This window comes from Bacteroides sp. 90-K9/2 (genome assembly GCF_047310725.1).
Taxonomy (GTDB): domain Bacteria; phylum Bacteroidota; class Bacteroidia; order Bacteroidales; family Bacteroidaceae; genus Bacteroides; species Bacteroides vicugnae.
In genome coordinates this window covers 215,364-241,470 of the sequence record NZ_JBCGVL010000005.1, presented here as the reverse complement: position 1 = coordinate 241,470, position 26,107 = coordinate 215,364, and the positions used below count along the sequence as shown (strand labels likewise).

Annotated in this window: 19 protein-coding genes; 1 reads left to right on the top strand and 18 read right to left on the bottom strand. The window is 38.9% G+C overall.

The genetic code is table 11. The features are described from left to right. Nucleotides 1-46: 46 nt before the first annotated feature. The 16 genes from AAHJ11_RS13865 to AAHJ11_RS13790 form a co-directional block, all read right to left on the bottom strand. The gene (locus AAHJ11_RS13865) at nucleotides 47-1,555 is read right to left on the bottom strand and encodes a TolC family protein (protein ID WP_259023054.1); all 1,509 of its coding nucleotides are present in this window, start codon (nucleotides 1,553-1,555) and stop codon (nucleotides 47-49) included. A 23-nt stretch (nucleotides 1,556-1,578) separates the two neighbouring features. Beyond that, nucleotides 1,579-4,671, bottom strand: a complete 3,093-nt coding sequence (locus AAHJ11_RS13860; RefSeq protein WP_195649585.1) for an efflux RND transporter permease subunit — start codon at nucleotides 4,669-4,671, stop codon at nucleotides 1,579-1,581. 100 nt (nucleotides 4,672-4,771) lie between these two features. After that, nucleotides 4,772-5,863, bottom strand: coding sequence for an efflux RND transporter periplasmic adaptor subunit (locus tag AAHJ11_RS13855; RefSeq protein WP_320974828.1), 1,092 nt, complete (start codon nucleotides 5,861-5,863; stop codon nucleotides 4,772-4,774). Nucleotides 5,864-5,877: 14 nt separating this feature from the next. Further along, the gene (locus tag AAHJ11_RS13850) at nucleotides 5,878-7,503 is read right to left on the bottom strand and encodes an O-antigen ligase family protein (protein ID WP_195649587.1); all 1,626 of its coding nucleotides are present in this window, start codon (nucleotides 7,501-7,503) and stop codon (nucleotides 5,878-5,880) included. Between the two features lie 24 nt (nucleotides 7,504-7,527). After that, the gene (gene lepB / locus AAHJ11_RS13845; RefSeq protein ID WP_195649588.1) at nucleotides 7,528-8,403 is read right to left on the bottom strand and encodes a signal peptidase I; all 876 of its coding nucleotides are present in this window, start codon (nucleotides 8,401-8,403) and stop codon (nucleotides 7,528-7,530) included. Further along, complete coding sequence (locus tag AAHJ11_RS13840) at nucleotides 8,400-10,280, bottom strand: glutaminase domain-containing protein (protein ID WP_413579641.1); 1,881 nt, start codon at nucleotides 10,278-10,280, stop codon at nucleotides 8,400-8,402. The genes lepB and AAHJ11_RS13840 overlap by 4 nt, the downstream gene beginning before the upstream one ends. Continuing rightward, nucleotides 10,271-12,226: a transglutaminase domain-containing protein gene (locus tag AAHJ11_RS13835; protein ID WP_370540827.1), complete on the bottom strand. Its 1,956-nt coding sequence runs from the start codon at nucleotides 12,224-12,226 to the stop codon at nucleotides 10,271-10,273. The genes AAHJ11_RS13840 and AAHJ11_RS13835 overlap by 10 nt, the downstream gene beginning before the upstream one ends. A 51-nt stretch (nucleotides 12,227-12,277) precedes the next feature. Next, nucleotides 12,278-13,153: a DUF1573 domain-containing protein gene (locus tag AAHJ11_RS13830; protein WP_195649591.1), complete on the bottom strand. Its 876-nt coding sequence runs from the start codon at nucleotides 13,151-13,153 to the stop codon at nucleotides 12,278-12,280. A gap of 2 nt (nucleotides 13,154-13,155) precedes the next feature. Continuing rightward, nucleotides 13,156-14,160: a hypothetical protein gene (locus AAHJ11_RS13825; RefSeq protein ID WP_195649592.1), complete on the bottom strand. Its 1,005-nt coding sequence runs from the start codon at nucleotides 14,158-14,160 to the stop codon at nucleotides 13,156-13,158. Next, a complete protein-coding gene (locus AAHJ11_RS13820) occupies nucleotides 14,157-15,158 on the bottom strand; it encodes a hypothetical protein (RefSeq protein ID WP_259011504.1) in 1,002 nt (333 codons plus the stop codon). The genes AAHJ11_RS13825 and AAHJ11_RS13820 overlap by 4 nt, the downstream gene beginning before the upstream one ends. 77 nt (nucleotides 15,159-15,235) lie before the next feature. Next, a complete protein-coding gene (locus tag AAHJ11_RS13815) occupies nucleotides 15,236-15,499 on the bottom strand; it encodes an NVEALA domain-containing protein (protein WP_195649593.1) in 264 nt (87 codons plus the stop codon). Between the two features lie 201 nt (nucleotides 15,500-15,700). Next, complete coding sequence (locus AAHJ11_RS13810; RefSeq protein WP_367743591.1) at nucleotides 15,701-16,783, bottom strand: BF3164 family lipoprotein; 1,083 nt, start codon at nucleotides 16,781-16,783, stop codon at nucleotides 15,701-15,703. Then, complete coding sequence (locus AAHJ11_RS13805; protein WP_367743593.1) at nucleotides 16,752-16,985, bottom strand: NVEALA domain-containing protein; 234 nt, start codon at nucleotides 16,983-16,985, stop codon at nucleotides 16,752-16,754. Before AAHJ11_RS13805 ends, AAHJ11_RS13810 begins: the two co-directional genes overlap by 32 nt. A gap of 149 nt (nucleotides 16,986-17,134) precedes the next feature. Beyond that, nucleotides 17,135-18,139 (bottom strand): hypothetical protein, encoded by a 1,005-nt coding sequence (locus AAHJ11_RS13800; protein ID WP_413579636.1) that lies wholly within the window; start codon nucleotides 18,137-18,139, stop codon nucleotides 17,135-17,137. Nucleotides 18,140-18,906: 767 nt separating this feature from the next. Continuing rightward, nucleotides 18,907-19,818: a PD-(D/E)XK nuclease family transposase gene (locus AAHJ11_RS13795; RefSeq protein WP_367743598.1), complete on the bottom strand. Its 912-nt coding sequence runs from the start codon at nucleotides 19,816-19,818 to the stop codon at nucleotides 18,907-18,909. Further along, entirely contained in the window at nucleotides 19,805-21,373 is a 1,569-nt protein-coding gene (locus AAHJ11_RS13790; RefSeq protein WP_367743600.1) for an ATP-binding protein, read from the bottom strand. Before AAHJ11_RS13790 ends, AAHJ11_RS13795 begins: the two co-directional genes overlap by 14 nt. A gap of 248 nt (nucleotides 21,374-21,621) precedes the next feature. On the opposite strand from AAHJ11_RS13790, the gene AAHJ11_RS13785 reads away from it, so the two are divergent. Next, the gene (locus AAHJ11_RS13785) at nucleotides 21,622-22,863 is read left to right on the top strand and encodes an ATP-binding protein (protein ID WP_234133554.1); all 1,242 of its coding nucleotides are present in this window, start codon (nucleotides 21,622-21,624) and stop codon (nucleotides 22,861-22,863) included. A 105-nt stretch (nucleotides 22,864-22,968) separates the two neighbouring features. On the opposite strand, the gene AAHJ11_RS13780 is transcribed toward AAHJ11_RS13785, so the two are convergent. Both AAHJ11_RS13780 and AAHJ11_RS13775 read right to left on the bottom strand, forming a co-directional pair. Further along, nucleotides 22,969-23,661 (bottom strand): glycine zipper family protein, encoded by a 693-nt coding sequence (locus AAHJ11_RS13780; RefSeq protein ID WP_148366967.1) that lies wholly within the window; start codon nucleotides 23,659-23,661, stop codon nucleotides 22,969-22,971. A gap of 25 nt (nucleotides 23,662-23,686) precedes the next feature. Next, nucleotides 23,687-25,999 (bottom strand): ATP-dependent helicase, encoded by a 2,313-nt coding sequence (locus AAHJ11_RS13775; protein WP_322019130.1) that lies wholly within the window; start codon nucleotides 25,997-25,999, stop codon nucleotides 23,687-23,689. Nucleotides 26,000-26,107: the final 108 nt, after the last annotated feature.

Genomic DNA, 26,107 nt, shown 5'->3' with positions numbered 1-26,107 from the left:
TCAGAAAACCGTGAAATCCGGGTAATCCGTGCCTAAATTAAAATTATCATTTGATCAACTTCCCTCCGTTAAAATCAAACCTGTCCGAAAGCGAAAGTTTCGAAGCAAAATCAAATAGAGTGAGCCTTCGTATCTTATAATAATTCAGCCAATAGTTCTGTAAGGCAGAGATAAAATTGCGTTGTGCCTGTTGCTGTCTGTTGAGAGAAAGAGTCAGACTATTAATATCTGCTTTACCGATAATAAAACGCTGTTTTGTTTCATTGTAAGCAAGTATGGACAGATCCAACGCTTCTTCCGCACTGGCTATCAACTGCTGCTGGATATTAAAATCGCTTACCGTCATGATTACTTCCTCCTCGATGCTTATCTCATCCTGACGTGCCGATATCTTCACTACATTCAGATTATTCCTCGCCATATTATACTTTCCCTTGCGAACACCCCAGTCCAGTAGCGGAATAGAAACACTGACTGCCACCAAATCCTGCTGCATCGGCTTATGATACACATCCCCGAAGTTATCCGCCACCTGGTTGAAGCCAATACTCGCATTCACACTTGCATTAAAGTGAGATTCCTTTTTTGTCTTATCCACACTTCGTTCCGCTTCAAGTACATTCTGTTTCAGGCCCAACAATTGCGGGTTATTATTCCTACCCCACTTCAAAGCCTCATCTATCGGAATTTCCATCCTTTCCGGACGGGAAGGAAGTTTTAATTCAATTTGCGTATTCTTATCCAGATTGAGGAAAGATGCCAGTGAGAACATAGCCCGTTTCAGGTCACTCGCTTTATTTTGTAACGTATTCTGCGCATTCACACGATCCAGCTTCAACGTCAACAAATCAGCCTGCGAAATAGCCGCAATTCGATGACGCTGTTGCCCTATACGATACAACGTATCCGTAGAAGCCAGATTTTCTTTGGCTAGATTATATTCCGCCTGTGCCATAGCCAGAGAGAAAAAATAATTAGTAGCAGTTTCCGACACCTTTTCCACATTATAGAGAAATTCCTTTTTTACGCGTTCGTATTTTAACGGCTCTATCTTCCGTTCCCATTTAAAGGAATTATATCCCACCAGACTTTGTGAATATCCAATTCGTATAGGGACGCTCGTGAACTGTGTCGCACTGTTCCCTCCGAAATTACGCATATAGGCAAGATTCGATTCCAGGTAGAATGTACCTCCAGTCAAATCAAAGTTCTGTTTCACACTCAACCCTCCATAAGCATAGTAAGACTGTTGCGTACGATATACATCCAAATCCTGCCCCGAATCGTATCGTTTCGTTATATCCCGGTTATATTGTGCCGGAGTAACATCCAGTGTCAGACTAGGCAAACGATTTGCCCGGTAAGTCCTGTATTCCCAATAACCGGATAAATACATATTCTGCGTACGGAAGGACTCCAACGAACTGTCGTTGGCAAGAGAAATAGTCCGGTTCAAATCCAATACCAGGTGTTTCTGTGCTCGAAGCTGGGATTCACCACAGAGGACACAGAGGGCACAGAGGAAAACGGGAATTCTTTTCTTTAATCTATTCATAACTCTCATTTTTGGACTAATACTTAATACCTAATACTTATTTTCTTGTTCCTATAAATAAACCAGTAAAGCAACGGTATGATAAACAGACTCACCGCCGTACCAATCGACATCGTTCCTATCATAGCAATAGACAGAGGTTTTTGCAATTCCGAACCCATATCCGAAGAAAAAAGCAGTGGTACCATTGCGAATATTGTAGTCAATGAAGTCATGATGATCGGTCGTAAACGTCTTCGGCCAGCTTCATGTATAGCTTCTAATAGCGGGACACCTTCCTTACGTAATTCATTAATAGCATCCAGTTTCAGAATAGAGTCATTGATTACGATACCACAGGTAACAATAAGTCCGATAGCAGACATTAAATTCAGCGTATGTCCACAAATCCAAAGCAAAAGCAAGGCAAATGCAAGGTCAATCGGTATCTCCGCCAGAACAAGCAAAGGCTGCAAAAAACTTTCAAACTGTGCGGCAAGAATAAAATACATCAGCAACAACGAAATAAATAAGATTACCACCAATTCATCCAGCATCTCGCTATTGGAAAAGAAACTGCCGGAAAAACCGGTATCCCAATCCTTCATTTCTTCCGCTGTTTGTTTCACCTCTCTTATGAGTTTGTTCCCGTCCGATACACCGTAAAAATCAAAAGGGATATATTCCCCGTTACGTCCGGCAGCAATACTCTTCAAGTCTTCGGCAGGAGTGACCGTCACCAGCTCCCGGAGTGGAATATACTCTCTGTTGCCTTTATTGTCCGGTTCAGTCTGTATCAATGTTTCCTGTAATATTTCATTCACAGTCTTCTCACTGCCCGCAACGTTAATCGGAAGATATTGCTGGTAGGAATGCAGCATAGTCACACTATTTTCCCGGAAAGCAGTTTTCAAGACTCGATAAAGTTCATTGTAAGCAACACGGTAAAGCAGTAGCTTTTCCTTATTGATACTTAGGTTCAACTGATTTTCAAAAGCAATACCTGTAGGAGCGATTCCCGTTCTTCGGAATAACTCCTGTTCCAGCATCCGGATATCTCCCGCTTCCGGTGCTTTTGCCTTATTACGGGTGTAAAATTCGGCTATGATATCCGGTTCTCCCGTTACAAAAAGCTTCTCAAATACCGTCTCCGGTGGAGAGAAAGAAATAACGGAAAGCGGATAATCTTCTTTCAGTTTATGATATATTTCCTGCTGCAAAGGATTGATTGTTTCTGATGTCTCCGTTCGGAAATAGAGTTCTGCTTCGGAAGAAGAAAGTTCCCTTTCACGATTCAGAAGAAAATCCTGTCTGCCAACCGATGCCGTGTGCTCCAATACCTGTTCTTTTAAATCCTTAAAAAGCTCATCCACACGCCGCCTGTTTTCATCCACATGAATATTTTCATTCCACTCGATTCGGGCGATCAATTCATTCTCTTCTATATCAGGCATCCGCTGCTTGTCTATAAAGAAAAAGAAGAATACACAAAGCGGAATAGAGATAATACAAAACAATACACTAAATGTTTTGTGACAGAACACCCAATCCACACCGGCATCATAGAATCGATCCAATGTATGATCCTTTATCGGATTATTGAATTTAAAAGAAAGCCATTTCCATTTCCGGGTATGAATACCTGTCCGATAAACCAGCAGATAAAGCACCGGAAGAAGCATAATACCGGTAAAATACGAAACCATCAGTCCCACTGTAACCGAAAAGGCCTGATCATAGAAAATAGCTCCGGCAATACCACTCATAAAAATCAAGGGAGCAAATACAGAAATGGTAGTCAGGGAAGAACTCAACATGGGTGTCACCACTTCACTTGTCCCTGTTATACAGGCGCGGCGCAATGAATATCCCCGTTCCCGGTATTGTGAAATATTTTCGGTCACAATGATCGAACTGTCAATCATCATACCCAATGCCAGAATTAATCCGGCAAGCGAGATGATATTCAGGGACATATTGCACAGATAGAAGAAAACAAAACTAATCACGATAGAAACCACCATACTAAGTCCGATTACCAACGGAGATTTCACATCTCCCAAAAACAGGACAGCTACCAGACAGATAAAGAAAAAACCTAAAGTAAGATTCTGTTGCAGATTTGAGATGGTGTAGTCCAGTAGCTCCGTCTGGTTGCGACTGATATTGAAGTCAATATCAGGATATAACCGCCTAAAATGCTCCATCGTCCCTACCAAGGAGTTCTTCATCTTGTCCATATTCTCATCCGCCTGCTTGATGACAGCCAGTGTCACCGCACGCTTTCCGTTCGATAAGGACACGCCCTTCTCTTTCACAGGCACGATATTGACCTTGCAGAAATCCTTTAACTGCACAATGCGGTCGCCCTTACGCAGATAGATATTTTCCACATCTTCCGCCGTACGCAGTAATGTCGAGAATTTGATATTATATTCATAGTACCCGTCACGTACCGTCATACTGCCCGGTTCTACATTGTTGGACGACAGGGCGGACTCAATATCCTCGATGGCAAGTCCCATCATGGCAAGCTTGTCCTCATCGGGCACAATCTGTACCTGACGTTCCACCAGTCCGGTCACGTCCACCATAGCCACTTCTTCAAGCTGCTCTATCCGGCGCTTGATAACCGATTCGGCAAATTCACACAAGTCAAGAAAGGATTGCTGTCCCGTGGTAGCAGTACTATAAGCACTGTCATTCTTCAAAGTCAGATTCAGGTAGAACACGGGAATATCCGTTGCGCTCGCCTTGATTACTTTCGGACGTTCCGTTTCCTTGGGGAGATAGTTCATCGCAGCGTCTATCTTCTCATTGACCTCGATAAAAGCAAGGTCCGTATTAGTGCCGAACTCAAAAGACAGGCGGATGATGCCCGCCCCGTCCCTTGATTCGCTATGAATGTCTTTCAAAGTGGAAACTTGAATCAGTTGGCTGCGCAAAGGTTTCACAATCGTGTTTTCCAGTTCGCGGGCGGATGTATTCGCGGCAGACACTTGTACGGTAATCTCCGGAATGGCGATATTCGGAAGCAGCGATACCGACAGTGTGGAATAAGTCACCAGACCGATTATAAAACAGGCGGTGAACGCCATCAATACGGCGATAGGACGCCGGATTAAAAATTTTATCATGCTTACTTTAGTTTTAGTCACGGATTACACGGATTACGCTGTTGCTTTATGCTATCACAATTCTAAAACCGTGAAATCCGTGTAATCCGTGCCTTTTTGATTATCTTACATTTACTTCCGCTTCATGCGCCAGATTCAGGTTTCCGGTCACAATAACCGTGTCTCCTTCCAATAAACCGTCTTCAACACCTTTCCGGGATTTATCAGAAACGATGTATTCCGTTGCGTTCTCCAGTCCCGTATGCACATAGTTCCACATAGCCTTGCCTTCTTTCAATGTGAACACCACCTGCTTGCCGGAGCGCAGTACCACAGCCGTCTTGGGAATCACCAACTGTTCACCCAGATTCCGCCTGACACTGACCCTCACATTCATACCGCTGAACAGCCTGCCTTCACCGTTTACGTCAGCCTTCACCTTCACCATTCCATTGGTATCCACCAACGGATTGACTTCAGATACCCTACCCTCAAACGAGCTTCCCCCGGCATAAGGAATGACCGTCACCTTATCACCTTTTTTAATAAAGGCAAGTTCATTCTCCAATACGGTAAATTCAGCTTCCATTCCTTTGGTATCAAGAATAGTACAGAATACTTCCGAGGTATTGGCCGGATTATAAGGCTTTGAAAAAAGATTAGCCACCACCCCGTCAAAAGGCGCGGCAAGCGTCGCATGCTCCGTCTCCCTTTTTGCCAGTTCGTACTGGGATTTCGACTGCTCGTAACCGCTCTTCACTTTCGCAATCTTCATTGTCTCCACAGGAACCTTGCTGAAATCATCCGGCGTATATCCCTGCCCGATGAGTACATCTTTCAATTCTAGCTCAGCTTTCAACAGAGCGTCTTCCGCCTGGGACAGTTTCTGCTCCAGACGAAATCTGTCCAATTCCGCCAGTTTCTGCCCTTTATGTACACGGTCGCCATTCTTCACATAAATACGGGCAATGACTTCGCCCGTTTCAAAGCGCAAATCGGCTTTACTGCGGGCATTCACCTTTCCGTTGCTTACCAGTTCATGGTCAAAATTCCGCTTCTTCAGAATTTGGGTAGTAACTTCATTCTTTGTGTCAGGAAGAATGGTAGTCACTCCTTTCTCCTGTTCATCAGCACTATTTTTCTTGCCAGAGCAAGAGGTGTTTGCTCCTAATGCCAAACATAACAGTAACCATATACAATCGTGTTTCTTCATATTTATTGGTTCTTTTATTTCAATAATTTCTTTACTTCTTCTCTCATTTCTCTGACTGCCGTAGACTGCACTTTCGGTTCTTTCGTCAACACTATTTCAGCAACATATTTTAATTTTTCAGGTTGCCGATATTTTGGCTCCGCATAAAGTTTCGCCAACAGATAATAGGGATAAATCCGCCCCGGAAGCCGGTGCGTAGACCGAATCAGGTATTCTTCCGCTTGCTCATAATCTCCTGATGCCTGATAATTCTTGCCGATAATATTCAGAATCATGGGATCATTACTGTGTGTCATCGCTTCCTCCAATATCCTTGTCGAGTTATCATATTCTTTCAATTTATGCAGAGAATATCCGTATTCAAAAAGAAATGCTCCACGATTTGCTAATTCGGGATATAACTTCTCGTAGTCTTCTTTAGCTGACTGGTAAGCCCCTATATTATAGAGCATCTTACCACGATGCCAGTCCTTACACGCATCATATTGGTTGTTTTTCCAATAATACGCTCCCAATAGGACCATCAGCGAAACAAAAAATAATAGTATTATCTTTGAACGCCCGATAACACAAGCCGCCAATAAAAAATAAAATGTCACTGCAAATCCAGGAATCTGTATCGGATAAGAGGAAAAGGCAAATACCATAACAGAAATTACACTCCCACAAAGACCTATTCTTCCTTCACTGCTCCCCTTCCAAAGACAAAATCCAATAACTAAAGAGACAACTAATAAGAAAGGAATCCCATATTCCACTGCTACTTGCAGATATTCATTAAAAGCATATTCCGGACTTCCTGCCACCAATTCTTCCGTTTCCGAATATTCTCCGTTGGCGAAATAATCTTCCTGCGCTCTGCCATAGGCCGAAACAAAATTCCCAGTTCCATGTCCGATAACGGGACTTTCGGCAATAGTAAGAGTGCTGACTTTCCACATGAACAAGCGTCCGTTGGCGGAAGTGGCTTTCAGTTGGAAAAGTGCGTAACCAATCATTATGATTATAACACCGCCTGCGATACAAACCAGTCCTACCTTTCTTTTATCTCTCTCTCTAATCTCCTTTAATTTGCTTCCCCATGAAGCGTGCATCCCATATACCCATACACCCGATATAATGGCAGCAATCCAAGCCGAACGGCTCATTCCGGCAGGTAGTACACAAAGAATCAACAGCATCACTCCCAATGCCATATAATATTCCCCCTGTTCTCCCCATGTACGTTCTGTTTTTTCTTTCAAATTTAGCCATTCATACAGGCAAAGCGGGAATATCATCGCCAAATATCCCGAATAAGGTCCCGGATTATAGAAAGAGCCCGTAAGTGCATATAAAGAGTGATTGGAAACAGCCAAGCCATATATCTGCCTCAATCCCCAGATAGCTTCCATTCCTCCCAATATAATCAATACCCATGTCACGATGGTTGGAAAAGACAAATAGTTTTTTCTATTCAGACAAAAGGATAATAGACAGCAAACGACAAAAACAAAAGTCATGCGTCCCAACCATAGTATTTGATATGCCATTTCACCGACAGGAATATCATTCGAAGTAGCAAAAACTACTACGCTCAAGATTGCCGCAACTCCTGTAAGAGTTATTACATCCGCCATATTCTTCTGTGTCATCCGCATCAATTCCAACTTTATTTTCGTTCTTTATTTGATTTTCTTCATAATTCTGTCCCAACGGGGTTTCTCCGTAAATTTATCTTCCGAATACCAAATACGGGTAGCCTTACCTACAATATATTCTTCAGGCAACATCCCCCAGTATCTTGAATCTTGTGAATTTGCCATATTATCACCGGAAACAAAATAATAGTTCTTTTTAAAGCGATACTGGATAATCACGCTGTCCCCCAATACTATCTGTCCGTCTTTTATACGTAGTTTCTTCTTCTGTTCCCAACCTATCAACTGCCTGTACAAAAGGCAATTCGTACGGTTCATCATTACTATCTGACCTTTCTTGGGAATCGGCAAAGGTCCGAACTCACAAATAGTCCATCCAATTTGTTTGTCATACGGAAATGTACCTACTACAATGCCATGCTGTTTCGGATACTGTAATCCAGCGAGATATTGTTGAGCCTTATAGTTTCCCAACTGTTCATCACAACCACGTATTTTATAAAATCCTCCCCGAATCTCTAATGTATCTCCCGGCAAAGCAATACAACGCTTTACATAATATTGCATTACATCCATCCGTACACTATCCCAACGATTCATTTGATATGGGAAATTAAAAACCAGTATATCATTTCTCTTGAAATTCCCAAATCCGGGCGTTCGGTGAATAACAACATCCTCATTATTCAAAGCTGCAAACACATCGAACAAACGAGCCCCCTTTATCATCTTATTAACTAATATCCGGTCGCCATCCTTCAACGCCGGTTCCATAGAATCCGAAGGTATCCTGAATGAAGTAAAGCAGAACAGTTGCATCAAGAATAGAACTACTACCATACAGAATATGAAGAATGCTAAATTCTCCAGTATCGCCCAAATTCTCTTTACTTTACTCATAAGTTTCCCTTTAATTGAACCAATTTGTGATAAGCCATCAGTCCTAACACACATTTCACACGTTCGTCATCATTATCCAATAATCCAACAGATGGAAAAGTCATTATCTTCATTCTTTCCTGCAAATAATCCGCCCACAAGCACAACTGTTTCCAATGCATATCAGCGTAACCGAAATCCTGTTCCGCTTCTACAATAGCAGTTGTCATCATCAACATATTAGACGCCGCTTCTACAGCACAGTCTTCCAATTTTACTTGTTTACTAGCAATAGGATACAAACCTATATCGTAAGGTGGATACTTCTTCACCCAATAAATATCTTCACAATATGCAAATATTGGATTCAACAAGCCTTTCATCCAGTCAGTACAGTTAAAAAACAACAACGTTGGAAAATTTTCATAAGCTTCTCTGACATTACTCAAAGTATCACCAAAACAAAAAAGCTTATTATCCGAGGATAACACAAACCTATGAGAGGATATAAAATTACGATAAGCAGGAAGCATTTGTTCGGCAAAAGCTTTATTCCCTGCTTGAAACGCCTTGATATTCCACCGATAATCCAATTTATTACATTCTGCTTTCAACTCCTGATACCTGTTTCCTACAGACATCATCAATTCTTTTATTTCTCTTGTTCCATCCTTATTCCAAAGTGGGCGTAAACTCTCACCACTATACTGGAAAGTTTTCCCTTCTTCATATCCGAGAAGCAATACCCCCCTATTTTCATTTCCCGCACACAATTTTTGAGATAGAATGATATGATTATCTTCACACGAAAAGGTTGTTTCATCTGCTGCCATAGCCAAATACAAACTGTCGGACTTCACAAAACACCAATCCTTATCGACCCAACTATCAATTTTCCTTTTGCCAAACATCCATTCAGTGTCCACGTCGAACAAAACTTCCACCGTATGTTCCTTTTCGCTTTTCGTACGAACCTGATAGGTCAGAAAACCGACAGGCCATCCTGTCATATTCCACTTTTCCGATAAGGAAGGGGAAACAAAGTCAATCTGAAGTTCCACATCTCCACATTGGAAAATAAATTGAGTCTGCGTAGCTTGCACTTCCATTTCTTTCAAAGTTGCCGGTTCTGCATCAGCATATGTTTTATTTTCTATATACAAGCCAAAATCCAACAAGCCGGCACCACCCGTATTACGACAGTATGCAGCCAGAACATTATCTCCATCAACTATTTGACTAACAGCTTCATCAGTCAAGCGTTGACATTTCGTTCGATGCGTAAATCCATTCTCTAACAGAAATCCCCCATTACAAAAAAGCTTTATTTGATCGTCACATACATAACGGGCATACACCTTATGATTCTTCAAAACATCTTTATTGTCCACCTTGATATGCCTGCGAACATAAAAATTTTCCGCTCCCCACAGAGTATGAGCCGGATAATAATATCCCTTTGTCGGACCAAAAGCTCCGTTACCTTCATTCCACAAAGAATCATCATATTCTCTCAATTCCCATCCTTTTCCCGGATACAAAAAAGAATATTTCCCCATCCATCCGATAGTATCCTCTGAAAGAGGAGCTAAAGGAGATATACGCAAAGAATCGTCTCCCATGAAACGATAAGCTTTACCGTCTACACGCAAAAGACCTGTTATCGGGAATACTTTCCCGGTTCTCAACTGCGGATAACTTTTATTTAGCGAATCACCTATTACTTTGATACTAACATCGGGAGTAATCGCCAATAATGTATGTTCAGAAGGAGCAATACCGGAAAGATGCGAAATCTTCTTATCCGAATAAGAACAAGCATATATTAGAGAAATAATACCCGAGATTATAATTATTCTCCATGCCACGACAAGCCTGATATGAGTTCTTATTTCCATAGCTGAGTTCCGTTTTCATAAATAAAGATTCTCTCGTCCAGTCCGCGCGTATGATTTCTCAGAAGTAACAGTGTATTTACGGGAATATCCCGAAATACCAGTGAATCGGCAGTTGCTTTTATTTTTCCGGCAGACTTCCAATCCCGGTCACAATAAAATAACTCATATACATCATCAGGACGAACATAATTATCCCTATTGCGCGGAGTATAGACAATACGGTCTACGCAGACTTTTCTGCCTAAATCAAGTCCTGCCCATCCTCCGGTAGGCTTAAAATAGTCGAAAGAAGTCCATGTTTTCCCGTCAAACACATTGGTATATTCATGCGTTCCGTCATGTTGATAGCATCCGGGAGTCCCTATCACTTTCCCTGACAGAGCAACAGTATCATTCTTCTCATAAAAAGCGACTTCTGAAATATTACATGCGCTTCTGGGTGGACCAAAATATCTTAGATAACGATATTTTTTATCAGACCAACTCTTTACAGTTGTATTCAAACGATTAGGTCTGCCCTGTATTATGAACAAAGTGTCTTTTTCCAAAAAATCAGGATGGTTGCTCCCTTCAAAAACACCGCCTATCATCCGGTCTCTGAACATATTTTCTCTCCCAATATCACACTTGGCATATAATACTACATCTTCCTTCCCCTTTCCTGCAGGATAATAACAGTTCTCATTACTCTGTTTATCAACATAAAAAGGATCGGTCAGAAAGCATAATGTTCCATCCTCATAAGTAGCCACTCTCATAAACGAACCATTCCGTACATACTGAAATGCCAAATGCCCCGCATCATATGCAGTCCAGTCAACAGGAGTCCAACGATCCCTGTCACTGACACATAGATAAGCCATTTTCCCGCTCCGTTTCGTTTTATACTGTTTTTCTAAAGGGATAACCAATTCTTTCTTAAAATTATAGCCATATCCATAAGTTACGTCTGTAAATTTCGGCAAACGCCAAAAAGGATATACTTCTTCACCATACTTTGCCATTTGCTCATACAGGTCTCTATTCACACTAAAAGTATATCTATACACTTTGGAACTGTCATCCCACCGATACCACCAGTTCTTCCGTACAGGTCGCAATTTTTGCGGGAAATCAGTCATATATTCCTCTCCATCCTTATTCCATGTTGTCAACCAAAAATGCCCGGCATTTATGTAACTTCGTACAGGAACAAAATCTATGGCACAAGGAATGCCCAAAGCACGGAATAGATACACAGCAAAATCGGTCACTTCCCTACATGTACCGGATAAGTATTGTACATATTCCGGCCCTATATGTCCAAATGGATAGGGCGTTACAGAAGTATAATAATAGCTCTTATCAGGCAATTTACTTATTAGATAATTAGCGGCAACCACCGGGTCTTCAATATCCAATGAATCAGACATACGTAATGAATCCAGTAACGAATTATATTTGTCATAATACATTTCACGCCAATAAGTTAATGGTTCATCACCTATTCGGTAAGGCAATAAGTACTCACAAAACATTTCAAATGAGATATTCTTTCCCCAAGGTTGTTCCTGCCAAACCTTAAATGCCCAGTCAATATTATGGCATAGGTAGGCAGAATCTATTTCCATAATATCTCGTTTCTTGCTGGGCTCCTTCATAGGACCATATATCTTCTTAATAGAATCAGCTACTTGTTGCGGAGTTTTTCCTTTACTTTTCTTCAGCCATGTATAGTAAGATTTATAATTTTCAAATTGTTCACTATCGGAATAAGTATAAAAAGGAATATTTTCTATAAGGAAACAAGCTGCTTTATATTTTAGGCTGTCTGCCAAATTTATTCGATAATAATGAAGCACCTTTTCTAATTCTTTTCTATTTTCACCAGCCACTTGTAATACTGTTTCCAAAGAAGTAACATACTCTTTTCTAAGAGAGTTTATTATTACTTTTCCAATTAACATGATAACAAGTACAATAACTAAAGTATATTTAAAATTCCTGTTCATACATTTTTAATGAGCATTTCCAGTAACTTTCACTCGTAATGGTGCATTAGATGCATTACAATAAACTGTAATAGTCTTATCAAAACGTTCCGGGCGCTCTGATTTATAAATTATTTTCACCTTTGATGTTTCATGAGGGTTAAGTGGTTTCTTAACGTATTTTGCAGTAATACAACCACAAGATGTAATCACATCATTAATTACTAATGGGATTTTTCCAGTATTGCAGATTTCGAATTCTACTTCTTGCTTCTGCTCCCAAGAAAAATTACCCATTTCTATTTGAGACGAAGAAAGTGAAACTGTAGTTAGCGGTTGATTATCCAACATAGATGAGTCTTGTCTACCTGAGATTATATTCCAATAAAGTTCTTTAATACGCGGATTCTGCATCGGATTACCAATTGCCATAACTTTATTATTTTTATCTAATAAAAAAGTTTGGTATTGCATATCAGAAGGAAAGTGGTTTATTTTATTTAAGACATCTAATGTATCAATACAAATTGGATATACGAATCTTTCCACTCTTAAGGTAAGATATATATCACGTCCATTTTTTGGAAAAAAGAAAAATAAAAACTGAACTTTATTAGGATAAATAGAATCAATATTATTAATATAATTGTTCCATTCAGATAAATGTAACTTACAACTGGTACATCCCATAGAGTCTACATATGCTATTATCTTAAATTCACTATCACGTATAGTAAAATTCGAAGCCCTTTCACTTCCTTGAATACTAAAATTAAGATTTTCAGGAAAAATAATCTCTTTATCTATCCATTTCTTTAATATTTTTTCAGCATGTATACTCTTTTCATCTTGACAAGAGAACATACAAATGGAAAGAAAAATTATATACACAAAATATTTCATAATCAATTCTTACTTAATTTTAACTTATAAAAATGATAGGGATCATTAGAGTCTACACCATAAAAGCAATTCAATAACTCATCTATAAAAAAATAAGATATAGTTTGCCCTAAATGATATATAGCTTTAAATTCTCCATCCCAATTTGCGACTAGTAAACTGGAAGGTGAGTTTACTTCCTTTGTATCCGGACACAACAAATAAATCATATTATTAGTAACATATGCATCTCTTATATGCAAGAATCGTCTCTTTATGTCAGTATCAATAATAGTCTGACAAGGTTCGTAATTCAACAAAATGTCACGAAATAACACACCGTTTTGGTTATAAATACGACAACGCCGTGTCCTATAATAAAACACCAATAAACGACTCCCATCAGGCTTTGCTATAATTTCATGAGCATAAGCTGATTTAAAATCACTGATAGAACTAAAATTTACATGTGTATCTGGATATATGCCTTTAGGTTCTTTTTGTTTTCGAGATAAATTTATCATAAAAAATTCGTTCATTCCTTTATCAAAACAATTGTCAGAATAAGCATACAAATTATCATTTAGCTTAGCAACTCCTAACATTTGTTGTCCCATTATATTATTAAAGAAAGAAGTTGAAAACAACTTCAATGAATCACCTTCAACCCATTTATAAAAATATAATGAATCATTATGAACTAAATAAAATTCATCATTAAACTGCTCCAAAGGGACAATAAACTCAGATTGTTCACCAAAATATGACAGATGTTTCATTTTGGGATAAGAAAATACAGAATAGACAGCATTATCCAAAGTTGAAGTACGTACTAAAATTCTCTCATTATTAAACAAGATACACCGAGGATTAAATTGAGCAGGATACATCGGTAGTTTTTCTAAAGTAACAATAGTATCTTTGGAAAAGATGTTATTGTATACAAGTGGCACTGTAGATGAAGATGGAATACAGCCCACCAAACAAATCCCTCCCCAAATCACTATGGTCAACAATCTAATTCTCATAATTCATATTTAGCCAACACATAATCAGGATCAACTCCTATTGCATATAAAGTATTACTTTTTCTATTAGCTACTATTCTAATTGCAGGCATTCCTATATCCACTATTTTCAACAAGTTACCATTGTAATCATACAAAAACAGTGTATGAGGACACTTACTTATATTGCGACCAACCGTAGATTCGTCTACGGGCTCTTTCTCACGATCCCGTTCTAAAGTAATTATATAATCCTTACTCATACATACATCATACGCTCCAACTATTTTTCTATCAAATATAACTCTATCATCTGCAATAGTATAATTCTTTTCTTTATTAACTTTCCGTTCCCATTGTAAAACAAAAGTAGAATTTTCTTTTTTATACAAAGCCAAATATGGAAACTTGAAAGACGAAATCAGAAACAATCCTTCAATTGGATCATAAGATTCATAAATACCAATATGTTCCTTAATTTCAGGGATAGGATAAACACCCCACGATGATTCTTGCCCATTTATTATTGTTCGAAAATAATTTTCCGAACCATTTTCTGTATATTTTATATATAGGTCCTTATCTACTTTTTCCATCTTCATTTCTTTCTCTTTATCCGACAATTCGCAAAATGGTTCCTGTCCATTTATCAGACTATCAATAGATAAATAACCAACTGTCTTCCCATTTGCATCTATAGCAAAAAGTTTATTATCTACACAATATCTATTAGTCATAGGCGTAATAAATTCTTTAGGACCTTCTCCTACTTTTCCCATTACTCCTAATTCTTCACCAGTTAATGCACTATGCACATGCAAAAAACAGTCTCGAGCAAATGGATCGGACCAAACTAAATAGTCATCAGCCAAAAGTAAATCGCCCGGCATCATGGTAAATATTTCATCATTTAAGACTTGCGATTTCAAAGATAGTCTTTGCACATCTGTTCTATTAGAAGAACAAGAACTAAATATAAAGACCGCAATACTAGCTATTATAATTATATTTTTACACATAGTATTAATTATAAAAGCTACCTTACTAGATAAATACTGATGATTTTCTTTTAAGGTAGCTTAATTCAACTCAATTATTACCAGTGACTACAGCCACTTTTTGTATCACAACTTCTATTAACAGATGCCTGATAAGTATAGTGAATACCATTACATACACAGCATTCTCTACTAGATGAAGGTTCACAATTTCCTCCTGAAGATTCGCCTTGAGCTAACGCCTCCATATTTACCATAGCTAAACCAGACAGCTTCACATCATTTGGTGAAGTAAGCATATTGTATCCCGCAATAGCGGCAATAGCAACAACAGCTATAAGCCCCATTATTTTCTTTTTCATTTTGTAGTTTTTTAATTTGTACTTTTCGTTTTTCTTCTGTATCTATCATTTCAACAGAACAGCAATAGTTTGCTACATTAACTTTTTATTCTTATGTTTGCATCGGAATCTTTTTTAAAGGTTTAGGAGCAGATGATATGTAAGCAAATCCGGCAAGATGGACAAACTCATCATTCTGCTCCTTTAATCATGTTAATTCTCTCATACGCTACCAAAACAAAATTTTAGTATTGGCTGATCGTTATTAACATCTGTTGCCATTATTGTTTTAGTAGCTTCATCCACCCAAATACCATATATATAATGGTCGAGTACATATTTACACATCGGTTCTCCTTTCAAACTAAATACATAAATGTATTTTCCTCCGTCAGGAAGCCTTCCACTTTGTCTTGCTATCTCTTTAAAGGGCGTTCCGTGAAATACCGCATAAATGGCACTATCCGTTACTTGAACATCACTGAATCCCATGATGCCTGTTGGTATACCATATCCATCTGAAATTTTGAATTCAGGTTCGTCATGCTCACCGATACGAATTACATGAGTACTATCTTTTAAATTATAAACTTCAACCACCTCGCCCAGTTGAGTGACAGCAGCTAAAACGCCATTATGGGGATTATAATCTAAAAAGCTACGCCATGCCTGTGCTAATGCCGGACGGGCTTCTTGCAAAGCTTTCTCATTCGCTGTAGGTATAGCGCCTATCTTCTCTATAAGTTTACCTTTGCAACTAACCTTTAAAAAGCGGCTCTCACCTGAATAGTCAGGAATGACAAATGTTGTATCATCATACACTGTAAAATCAAGCGGTCGAAGTATATCTTCATCCAATGTTACCGTTTCCTCACGAAGCAGTGAATCACCGGATGAAGAAAAATCTAACCTAGTTAATTCGCTTTTGTTAGCATCTAAAGTCCATAATTCATGGTTATACAAACGGAAGTTTTCCATTGACAACATTTCCGTTGGGGAATCGCCTCGTCTGCCGAAAGAAGATAAATACCGGAAACTTGGGTATTGGAATAAGTGCCCATAATGTTCGGAACCATGCAAATCCATTACAATGGCTTTATCTCCCTCTATCCGTATCCGAAAAGGATAGCGGAACAAGGCTGTATCAAGCTCTATTACCTGTGCCGACAGATGTTTCTCTTCCGGAAAATCCGAATATTTAATCCCCAAAAAAGTTTTTGGGGACTGTGAGCACGAGAATAATATCCCAACTACCAATATCAGTAGCAGAAGCTTACCAATCCAATATAAATGGTTCGAAAACATACTTTACTTTTTCATGATTTAAAGGACAATCTACAGAACCGGTACCTCTACATCTAGTCGTAGGATTCTCACCGGCAGCCAATGCCTCCACATTATTTAATAAAATAACATTTTGCAGTTTGTTGTGCTCAGCTTTTCTACAAAAGAAAATAGAAACCAATACGACAAAAGAAAAAACTCCAAACTTTAAATACTTTTTCATACTATAATATAAATTGATTAATTTTTGCTCGAAAGTAGGCATCTTATTCGAACACGACAATTTATTGACGTGAAAAATCGTGCGAACTATTGTGAGAAATTTCTCACAATAGTTCGCACAACAAATTTTCATCGATGAAATAGCACTTTTTAAACAATCAAAGAATAGCTATTTCCTGATGATTTAATAGATATGTTCACTGATTTTTCCCGAAGTAAAGACCTTAAATCACTCACCACACGACGCAACCTACCTTCTACTCCTCTATCTTCCGGCCTCCAGAAACATGAAATAATCTCTTCTTTTGTCATTGTATGATTTGGAGCTTTCAAAAGCAGCAAAAGTAAAGATGCAGGTTGGCCAGTAATCCGAATCTTTCGATTATCATCTACATAAAATTCATGCGAACTGTAAACATAACGCAGATTCGCTAATTTTATATCTAATTGGGAGATATCTGTTACTGAAGGAATGCTCTTTTTTATTTTCTTTCTTAGATAATAGATAAAACAAACAAATAAAAGAACAAGGATAATCAATTCTACAATAACCACCATCGTTATTGAGGTGTTTTTAAGAACTGTCAACCAAGAATACCGAATAAAAGGCTCTACTTCAATTTCATTGGAAAGTCCGGCATAAACACTACTAATCTTTTTATACTCAGGTAAAAATAACGTAGAATCTCCACAAACAAGTACATAGGCACTATCTGTATGAATATGAATATGTATTTGTAATGCATGACAAGAAACAATATCAGCTGCAGACAGTTTCTTACTCCACAAAGATAAACAAGCATCGGCATCTATTCCCTCTTCTGCTAAAACGGTATGACTTATTCTAGTATCAATATCCGAACTCACTACGACCTTGTTTTCTTCAACCGCAATATCTTTTACTTTTTTACCTTTAGAACTAGTTATAGTACAATGCTCAAAGTTCCTGTTCGGTTCCATTTTATAACCAGCCTCATATAGTCCCAGTGCATCATATTGCGCATTGAATCCATCTTCTATTGTTTCCAATAAAGTTATTTTAGTCTTATTTGCAAGTGCAACTTCTCCTGAAGCATAAAGCATTCGTTCTAATGTGACAACAAGAATTATCATTAAAATGAAAAATAGTAAAGCCATTCGTCTGTCTGAATCCATAATTTACACCAATAACAAATTATTATAAATAGTTCTTATCATGTTTCTTTTTATATATTTTTCAGTCACAAAGGTAACATTATTTAAACTAACAAACGAATAAATCAAGCAACAACCATATCATGAGAAACAATATTCTTGCAGTTTCAACAGAGAATGGAATGTCAACCGTGTCTCTCAGAATAAGAGATTCTGTTCTATTTTTAAGATTTCCCCTTTTAATATTTAACTCAAAATCGAGCAAATAGAAAAATAAATACATAAATTAATGTAAGAATATGCTATTCATGAGCTAAAAACTGCATAAATGAGGAATAAAAAACAAGTCATTCTCTCTAAACTAGGCTCCGTTCCTTTAAAAGGAACGCATCACTGGTCAGTGAGGATCAATGCTTTTCTCACCGACCAACGATGTATTCATCGGTGTGACTCTAAATAACCTGCATATTTTCAGCTATTCCATGCTTTTTACTACAATAAACTGATGTAGCAAAATACGATATAGCCACACAATTCTCTGACGAAATATCATAATTAGCACTTTATTACAAACTATATGCACCACAATAACATATAAGCAGAAGCAATACAGATTTTCATAATGCCTAATTACTCGCATATTTGCTTGAGCGCCATATACTGTTCAGATTTCAAGCAAGAGAAACGCATACAGTATCCTATTTTTATGAATAAAAAAACGCTCTCAGTACAAATGGAAGCGTTGTCTTTATCATTTTAAAATTCACATTTTTCGGGGGCAATCCCTACTACAAGCTTTTTATTTCTTCAAGGGATAGTCCTGTAACTTGCGAAATGGTATCAAGTGGAATATTCAAAGATTTCATATTATGTACCATTTCTCTTTTTTCTTCCATACGACCTTCCATAAGTCCCTCTGCACGGCCCTCAGCACGACCTTCCGCACGTTCGGTATATATATTATCGCGTAGAATCACTATATTATCCAAATGACGATAATAAGCATTTAATTCTTCTTTAATCATCTTATCCAGTTTCAAGCGTTGACGAGCCTCATCCAACCCCGGTGCTGTCGCACTATCAGGTATATCACCAGTATTCATATAATAAATCCATTCTTCCAACGGGCTCCGAGCCACTTGATTGAAATCATTGACCTTCAGAATATAATATTCGGGATAAAACTGACTGACACTATCTACTTTGAATGTCTGTTTCTGGAAAGGAGTCAATTCCAAAACATCTCCCTGATGGATTCCGCGGAATTCAGTTTTTCCATGATATACGATATCCTTTCCACTCCCTAAAGAGAAATATACAATATTGACACTATATACTTTCCTTACTTTGTCATACCCTTCCCCGCGGTTTATGTATTCGGTCACCAATTTCGAAGTGCCGAATAACATACGTTGGAAATACGCATACTCATTATTATTTTGAACTTCAATTAAAATAAGTTCACCCTTTGAGTTTTCAGCAAGCATATCTACCCGATTATACTTGTCAAACTCGTCCTCTTGATTGCTCTCACTTTCCAACAGCTTCTGAATGACTATCTTTTCATTTAGAAGAGTGGTAAGAAAGCCCTCGAGAACTACAAAATAGGCTTTATTGCGTAATAAACGCTTCATAGCCCAATCGAAACGAATATAATTACTCGGCATAGGTTCGTCTCCTTTCTTGTTACCTTGTTTCATGCTCTATCACCCACTTTCCCAAAGTCCGTGTTGTACTATCAAAATTCACTCCGACCTTGACAACCTTGTGATGATCTATCTCGTAAGGAATAGCATATTGCTTACTATTAATTTGAGCCAATGCTTCTTCGGGAGTTCCATCTACCTTAAATTCAAATACATAAATTGCATCGGGCATCTTAATTACCACGTCAGCCCTGCCAATGGCATTCTTTACTTCTACATCTACATATTGGCCCATTAAACGGAATAATAAATAGAAAATAGTCTGATAATGCTTCTCCTGATTGTTCTCCAAATCATAAGGTATAGATGAAAAGAAAGAACGAGTACGAAGAAGACACTGCTCAATATCACCTTTCATCAGGTCTCTTACAAAAGAGACTACATAAAAGTTACTTTCTCGTGTCGGTTGATTGAGATAGGAAGGGATCAATGTCTCAATAAAGCCTATTTTAACTTCTTCGTTGGGATAACCTAATGTATATGTACGAAAGAGAGGTTCATATCCTTTAATAGTCAAATAGCCACTCTGATAAAGCACAGGAATCGGATCGGTAATAACCTCTGTCGCTTTATCAAAATCTTCGTCTTTCACTTCCATCTTTTCCAATAGATTAAGACTGAAGTCCATTCGCTGTAACATTTCAATCAAGAAAGTAGGCGTGCCGGTAGAGAACCAAAAGCTCTTATAATCTTTTTGCGAAAATGCATTGAAAAGGCTGAACGGATTGTAAATATCTTCACAATTCTTGCTAAAATGATAACCGTCATACTGCCGTTTCAAATGCCGACAAGCTTCTTCATAGGTTTCATTATTCGCTTGAGCTATCCTCTCAATATCCGGTTGCATCTGACTTAGCAACTCTTGCTCTGTAATACCACAAATAGCACTATAATCATCGCTCATGCTGATATTCTGCAAGTTATTCAGCTCACTAAATATACTCATCTGACTGAACTTGCTGATTCCTGTCAAAAACAAGAAACGAAGATATTGCCCTTGTGCTTTAAGAGGACTGAAGAACTTCCGCATTTCAGTTCGCAATTGTCCTTGTAAAGCAGAGTCACTATTACTATCCAATAAAGGTGCATCATATTCGTCAATCAATACGACAACCTGCTTTCCTGTCTGTTGATAAATTCGTTGAAGCAAACCGGTTAAACGGGCTGCATAGCTCGTTTCTTCTTCATTTTTCCCATAAGTCCTCTCCCATTCGCTTAGATAAAGATTCAATTGCTCTTGCAAATCTTCGATAGTGGTATATTTTGTTCTGCTGAAATCAATATGCAACACAGGATAAACAGTCCATTCCTGTTCCAACTGTTCTATTGCCAGTCCTTTAAATAAATCTTTTTTTCCGGAGAAATAAGCTTCTAGAGTAGAGACTAGAAGACTTTTTCCAAAGCGGCGGGGACGGCTAAGAAAATACACAGTATCAGTATGGACTAATTGATAAACCAATGCGGTTTTATCAATATATACACAATTCATATTACGTAACTGCTCAAAATTCTGTATCCCGATAGGATATCTTCTGAATATCTCTTTCATATAAACCTAATGCATTAGTTGAAACATGAACAAAGATAATGTTTTTACGCATATCTTACACAGATAGAGACTGAATTTGTTATTTCTAACCGTATCATTGTTGTATTGAAAATGAAAGTTGCTATCTATCATTCATTATCAACGAGAAGTATTATCACTTTTCACTCATTCACAATGAGCAATTTTAGCATTTTATATTCGTTTATAATGAGAAGTTTTATATCTTTGCAATCAAAAGCCCAGTTATCATGAAAGAATTATTAAAGCATATCATATTCGACCAGCGTGAAAAAGACATATCCCAAATGATAGAAAGGGATATTGACATGAGTTGTGTAAACAATCCCGAAGTGCTAGTCATATCTGGTATAAGAAGATGCGGAAAATCTGTTCTTTTACAGCAAATACGTTCGCAACAGTCAGAACAAGACTTTTACATGAATTTTGATGATGAGCGGCTTATCAACTTCAAAGTCGATGATTTTCAAACCTTATATGAAGCTTTCATCGAATTGTTTGGAGAACAAAAAACATTTTATTTTGATGAAATACAGAATATTCCCGGTTGGGAAAGATTTGTAAGAAGGTTGCATGACAGTGGATGTAAGGTATTTGTTACAGGCTCTAATGCCAATATGCTAAGTAGAGAATTAGGCACACACCTCACCGGACGTTATTGCCAAATTGAACTATACCCTTTCTCATTTCCCGAATTTCTAAAAATGAAGGAAGCATATCCGCAACAAAAGGACTTTTATACTACTACCGGAAAAAGTATGCTAAAAAAACACTTCGACGAATACTTGAAAACTGGCGGTTTTCCCCGTTATATAAAAGACCGGAACAACAATTACCTATCCACTCTTTATGAGAATATTATTTATAAAGACGTTGTCACTCGAAACAAACTAAATGGTGAAAGAGAATTGCTGGAAATGGTTTATTACTTAGCCAGCAATGCTACGAAACGTTTCTCGTACAGTTCGTTAGCAAAAACGATAGGTATCAAACATACGGAAACAGTCAAAAACTATCTGGAATATCTTGAAAATACTTATCTGCTATTTCAGGTAATGAAGTTCGACTGGTCTGTAAAAAAACAGATGAACAACCAAAAGAAAGTGTATTTCATAGATAATGCCATTATTGGCAAAGTGGGATTCAATGCGACCGACAACATCGGGCAATTACTTGAGAATTTGGTATTTATAGAAATAAAGCGCCAGGGAAAAGATATCTATTATCATAATGACGGAATAGAGTGCGACTTCATTATGCGTGAAAACGGACATATTGTATCTGCCTGCCAAGTCACCCGTTCGATGAAAGATGAAAAAACAAGGCAGCGTAAAATAAATGGATTAATTTCCGCACTCAATACCTATAATCTCACCGAAGGAATAATTTTGACTGATGACGAAACCGAGGAAATAACTATCGGCAACAAAACAATACATATAATTCCTATATGGAGATGGCTATTAAAATAGTGACGCTATCCCACCAACATAGTGACGGTATATGCTTAGGATAGCGTCACTATTCCAGGCATATACCGTCACTATGTTTGAACCGGATATTCCGGGCTGTTATTTCTAGTTTCCGCGCTGTGTAGGCAGAGTAAATTCTTGCGAATCACAAATCACTCCATTCTCGTCCGCCACTGCGACACGGAATGTCACTTCACCGTCTTTCAATTTTTCACCTGCATGAATGGAAGCGGTATAACGGATGCCTTCACCCGGAAGAATTTCCTCCACCATCACGGAAGGAGAAATGCCGAGATGCTTCACCTTCCCCACCGTTTCTACCACAGGAACTACATTATAAACTGGATTTCTCCCTTCATTCATAATCTCAAAGATTATCTTGCTATTTTCTCCCGCATCAATCACATGACTGCGATTATCATCTATAAAACGGATCTTGCGCAACTTCAGTTGAGAAATAGGCTGTTGCACCTGTGGCTGCTTCTTATATTTTTGCACACGGACTTCCCTCACTTCAGGAATATACGCATCTTCCTCTATTTGCTCTTGTCTTGGCGCCGTCAACGCGTTTCCAATAGCTGCACCGGCAATGGTTCCCACAATATTCCCAATAGCAGAACCACGGTAACCGCCTCTCCAGCCACGATTATTATCTCCGATAAGTCCACCTATCGAACCTCCCAGACTACCTCCGATAGAAGCACCTGCCATGATAGCTCCCGGATTTCCCATACGCCCCGACGCACATCCACTCAAAATCAAAGCGGAAAGCAAAATTACTGTTAGTTGTTTCTTCATGAGTCTCTCTATTTAGTGTTATTATTTATTCTACCACTTTAAAACGAGCGAAACGTAATAATAGTTGTTTGTCTCCCGCATTTTTAAAATGAATAGTTGCTTTCGCATTGTCTCCCGTTCCTTCTACTTTAATCACTTCACCCAATCCGAAACGTTCGTGCTCTATCATCTGTCCGGCCTGTACTCCTGCTACCGATGCCGAAGTGGAAGAGGTTGCCTGTGCACCGTTACTTGGGCTAACAGTACTAACTTTCTTCAAATTCCTCGGTACGCTGGGAGCAATGATCTGTGCTTTCGGATGTTGCTGTAAGGAAGCGCGGAAACGTCCCGCACCTTCATCGACAGCCCGGCTCACTCCTGCCTCATGCGGCAGTTGCAAGTAATGAACATCGATATCACGCAAGAAACGACTGGGGCTTCCAAATTCCATCTTTCCATAACGGAAACGGGTTTTGGCAAAAGACAGATAACAATGTTCCTCCGCACGAGTAATTGCTACATAGAACAAACGACGTTCTTCTTCCAGTGCCCGGGGAGAATCTCCTACCATCCCACTGGGAAACAGGTTCTCTTCCAGACCGACCACAAATACATTCTTAAACTCCAATCCTTTAGCCGAATGGACTGTCATCAACGTTATCTTTTCTCCATCATCCGCCTTATCGGAATCCTGATCGGTAAGCAATGCAATCTCCGAAAGGAAATCGGTAAGAGACACATTCGGGTTACCCTCCTCCTGCCGCAAAGCGCAGAAGTCGTTGATACCATTCACCAACTCTTCTATATTTTCCTTACGGCTTAGATTCTCGGGGGATGTGTCCTGACAGACATCATTGATAATGCCGGACTGACGGATGATATTCGTTCCCATTTCATAAGCGTTCTTATCCGCCTGATCAACAATGAAACTTTCTATCAATTCACGAAAGCCTTGCAGTTTCGCATGCGTTCCTTTATTTATATCCAACCCATAAGTTAATGGTTCGCAGAGTGCCGCCCAAAGACTTACACCATGATCGGTAGCCGCCGATATAATCTTCCCGACCGTCGTATCTCCAATGCCACGCGCCGGATAATTAATGATTCGCTTGAATGCTTCTTCATCATTCGGATTCACTACCAAACGGAAATAAGCAATCACATCTTTTATCTCTTTTCGCTGGTAGAACGAAAGTCCTCCGTAAATCTTATAAGGTATACTTCGTTTCCGAAGAGCCTCTTCAAAAATACGGCTTTGTGCATTCGTACGATACAGGATAGCAAAATCAGCATATCCGTAGCGATACTCCCGACGCAGTTCTGCAATCTTATTAGCTACAATATCACCCTCTTCCACATCGCTATACGCCTGAAACACACCGATAGGTTCCCCCTTTTCTTTCTCTGAAAACACGGCTTTCCGTATCTGACGTTCATTCTTCTCAATCAGGCTGTTGGCAGCACAAACAATGGTTTGCGTGGAACGGTAATTCTGCTCCAGTTTAAAGACTTTCGTATTGGGGTAGATTTTTGTAAAATAGAGAATATTGTCAATATCCGCCCCACGGAAAGAATAGATACTTTGCGCATCGTCTCCCACTACACAGACCCGTTGATTTTCTTTAGTCAGTTGCAGGACAATGCTATGCTGCGCATAATTCGTATCCTGATACTCATCTACCAGCACATAACGGAACTGATCCCGGTAGCGTGCCAACACTTCCGGAAAGTCACGGAATAAAATATAGGTGTACACCAGTAAATCATCGAAATCCATTGCACCTGCCTGACGACATCTGTCCCAATAACGGGTATAGATATCACGGATAGCAGGCATCTTGGCGGCCATATCTCCTTCGTAGGCCTCTTTATTGGCAGCATACCCCGTGGGAGTAACCAGATGGTTCTTGGCATTGGAGATGCGTGCTTGCACTACTCCCGGCTTATACGTTTTCTCGTCCAATCCCATCTCCTTGATGATGGAGCGAAGCAGACTCTTACTATCAGCCGTATCATAGATGGTGAACTGGGAAGTAAAACCGATATATTGTGCTTCGGCACGAAGAATCCGTGAGAAGATGGAATGGAAAGTTCCCATCCACAAATAACGTGCCCGTTCCATACCGACCTGACGGGCAATACGCTCTTTCATCTCACGTGCAGCCTTATTGGTAAAGGTTAATGCAAGGATATTCCATGGATTATACCCGTTCTCCTGCTCCAGCAAGTAAGCGATTTTATAAGTCAATACACGCGTTTTTCCCGAACCGGCACCGGCTATCACCAGTGAAGGACCGTCATTATAAGTCACTGCTGCACACTGACTCTCGTTTAATTCCTCTATATAATTGGTATTCATAACAGCATTATAAAAACTATGTGGATTTTTAACAAACCCTTGGCACTCAAATTTGTTCTCAATACAAAAGTATAATATTCATTCGAGAATGAAGGTATTTTTATGAAT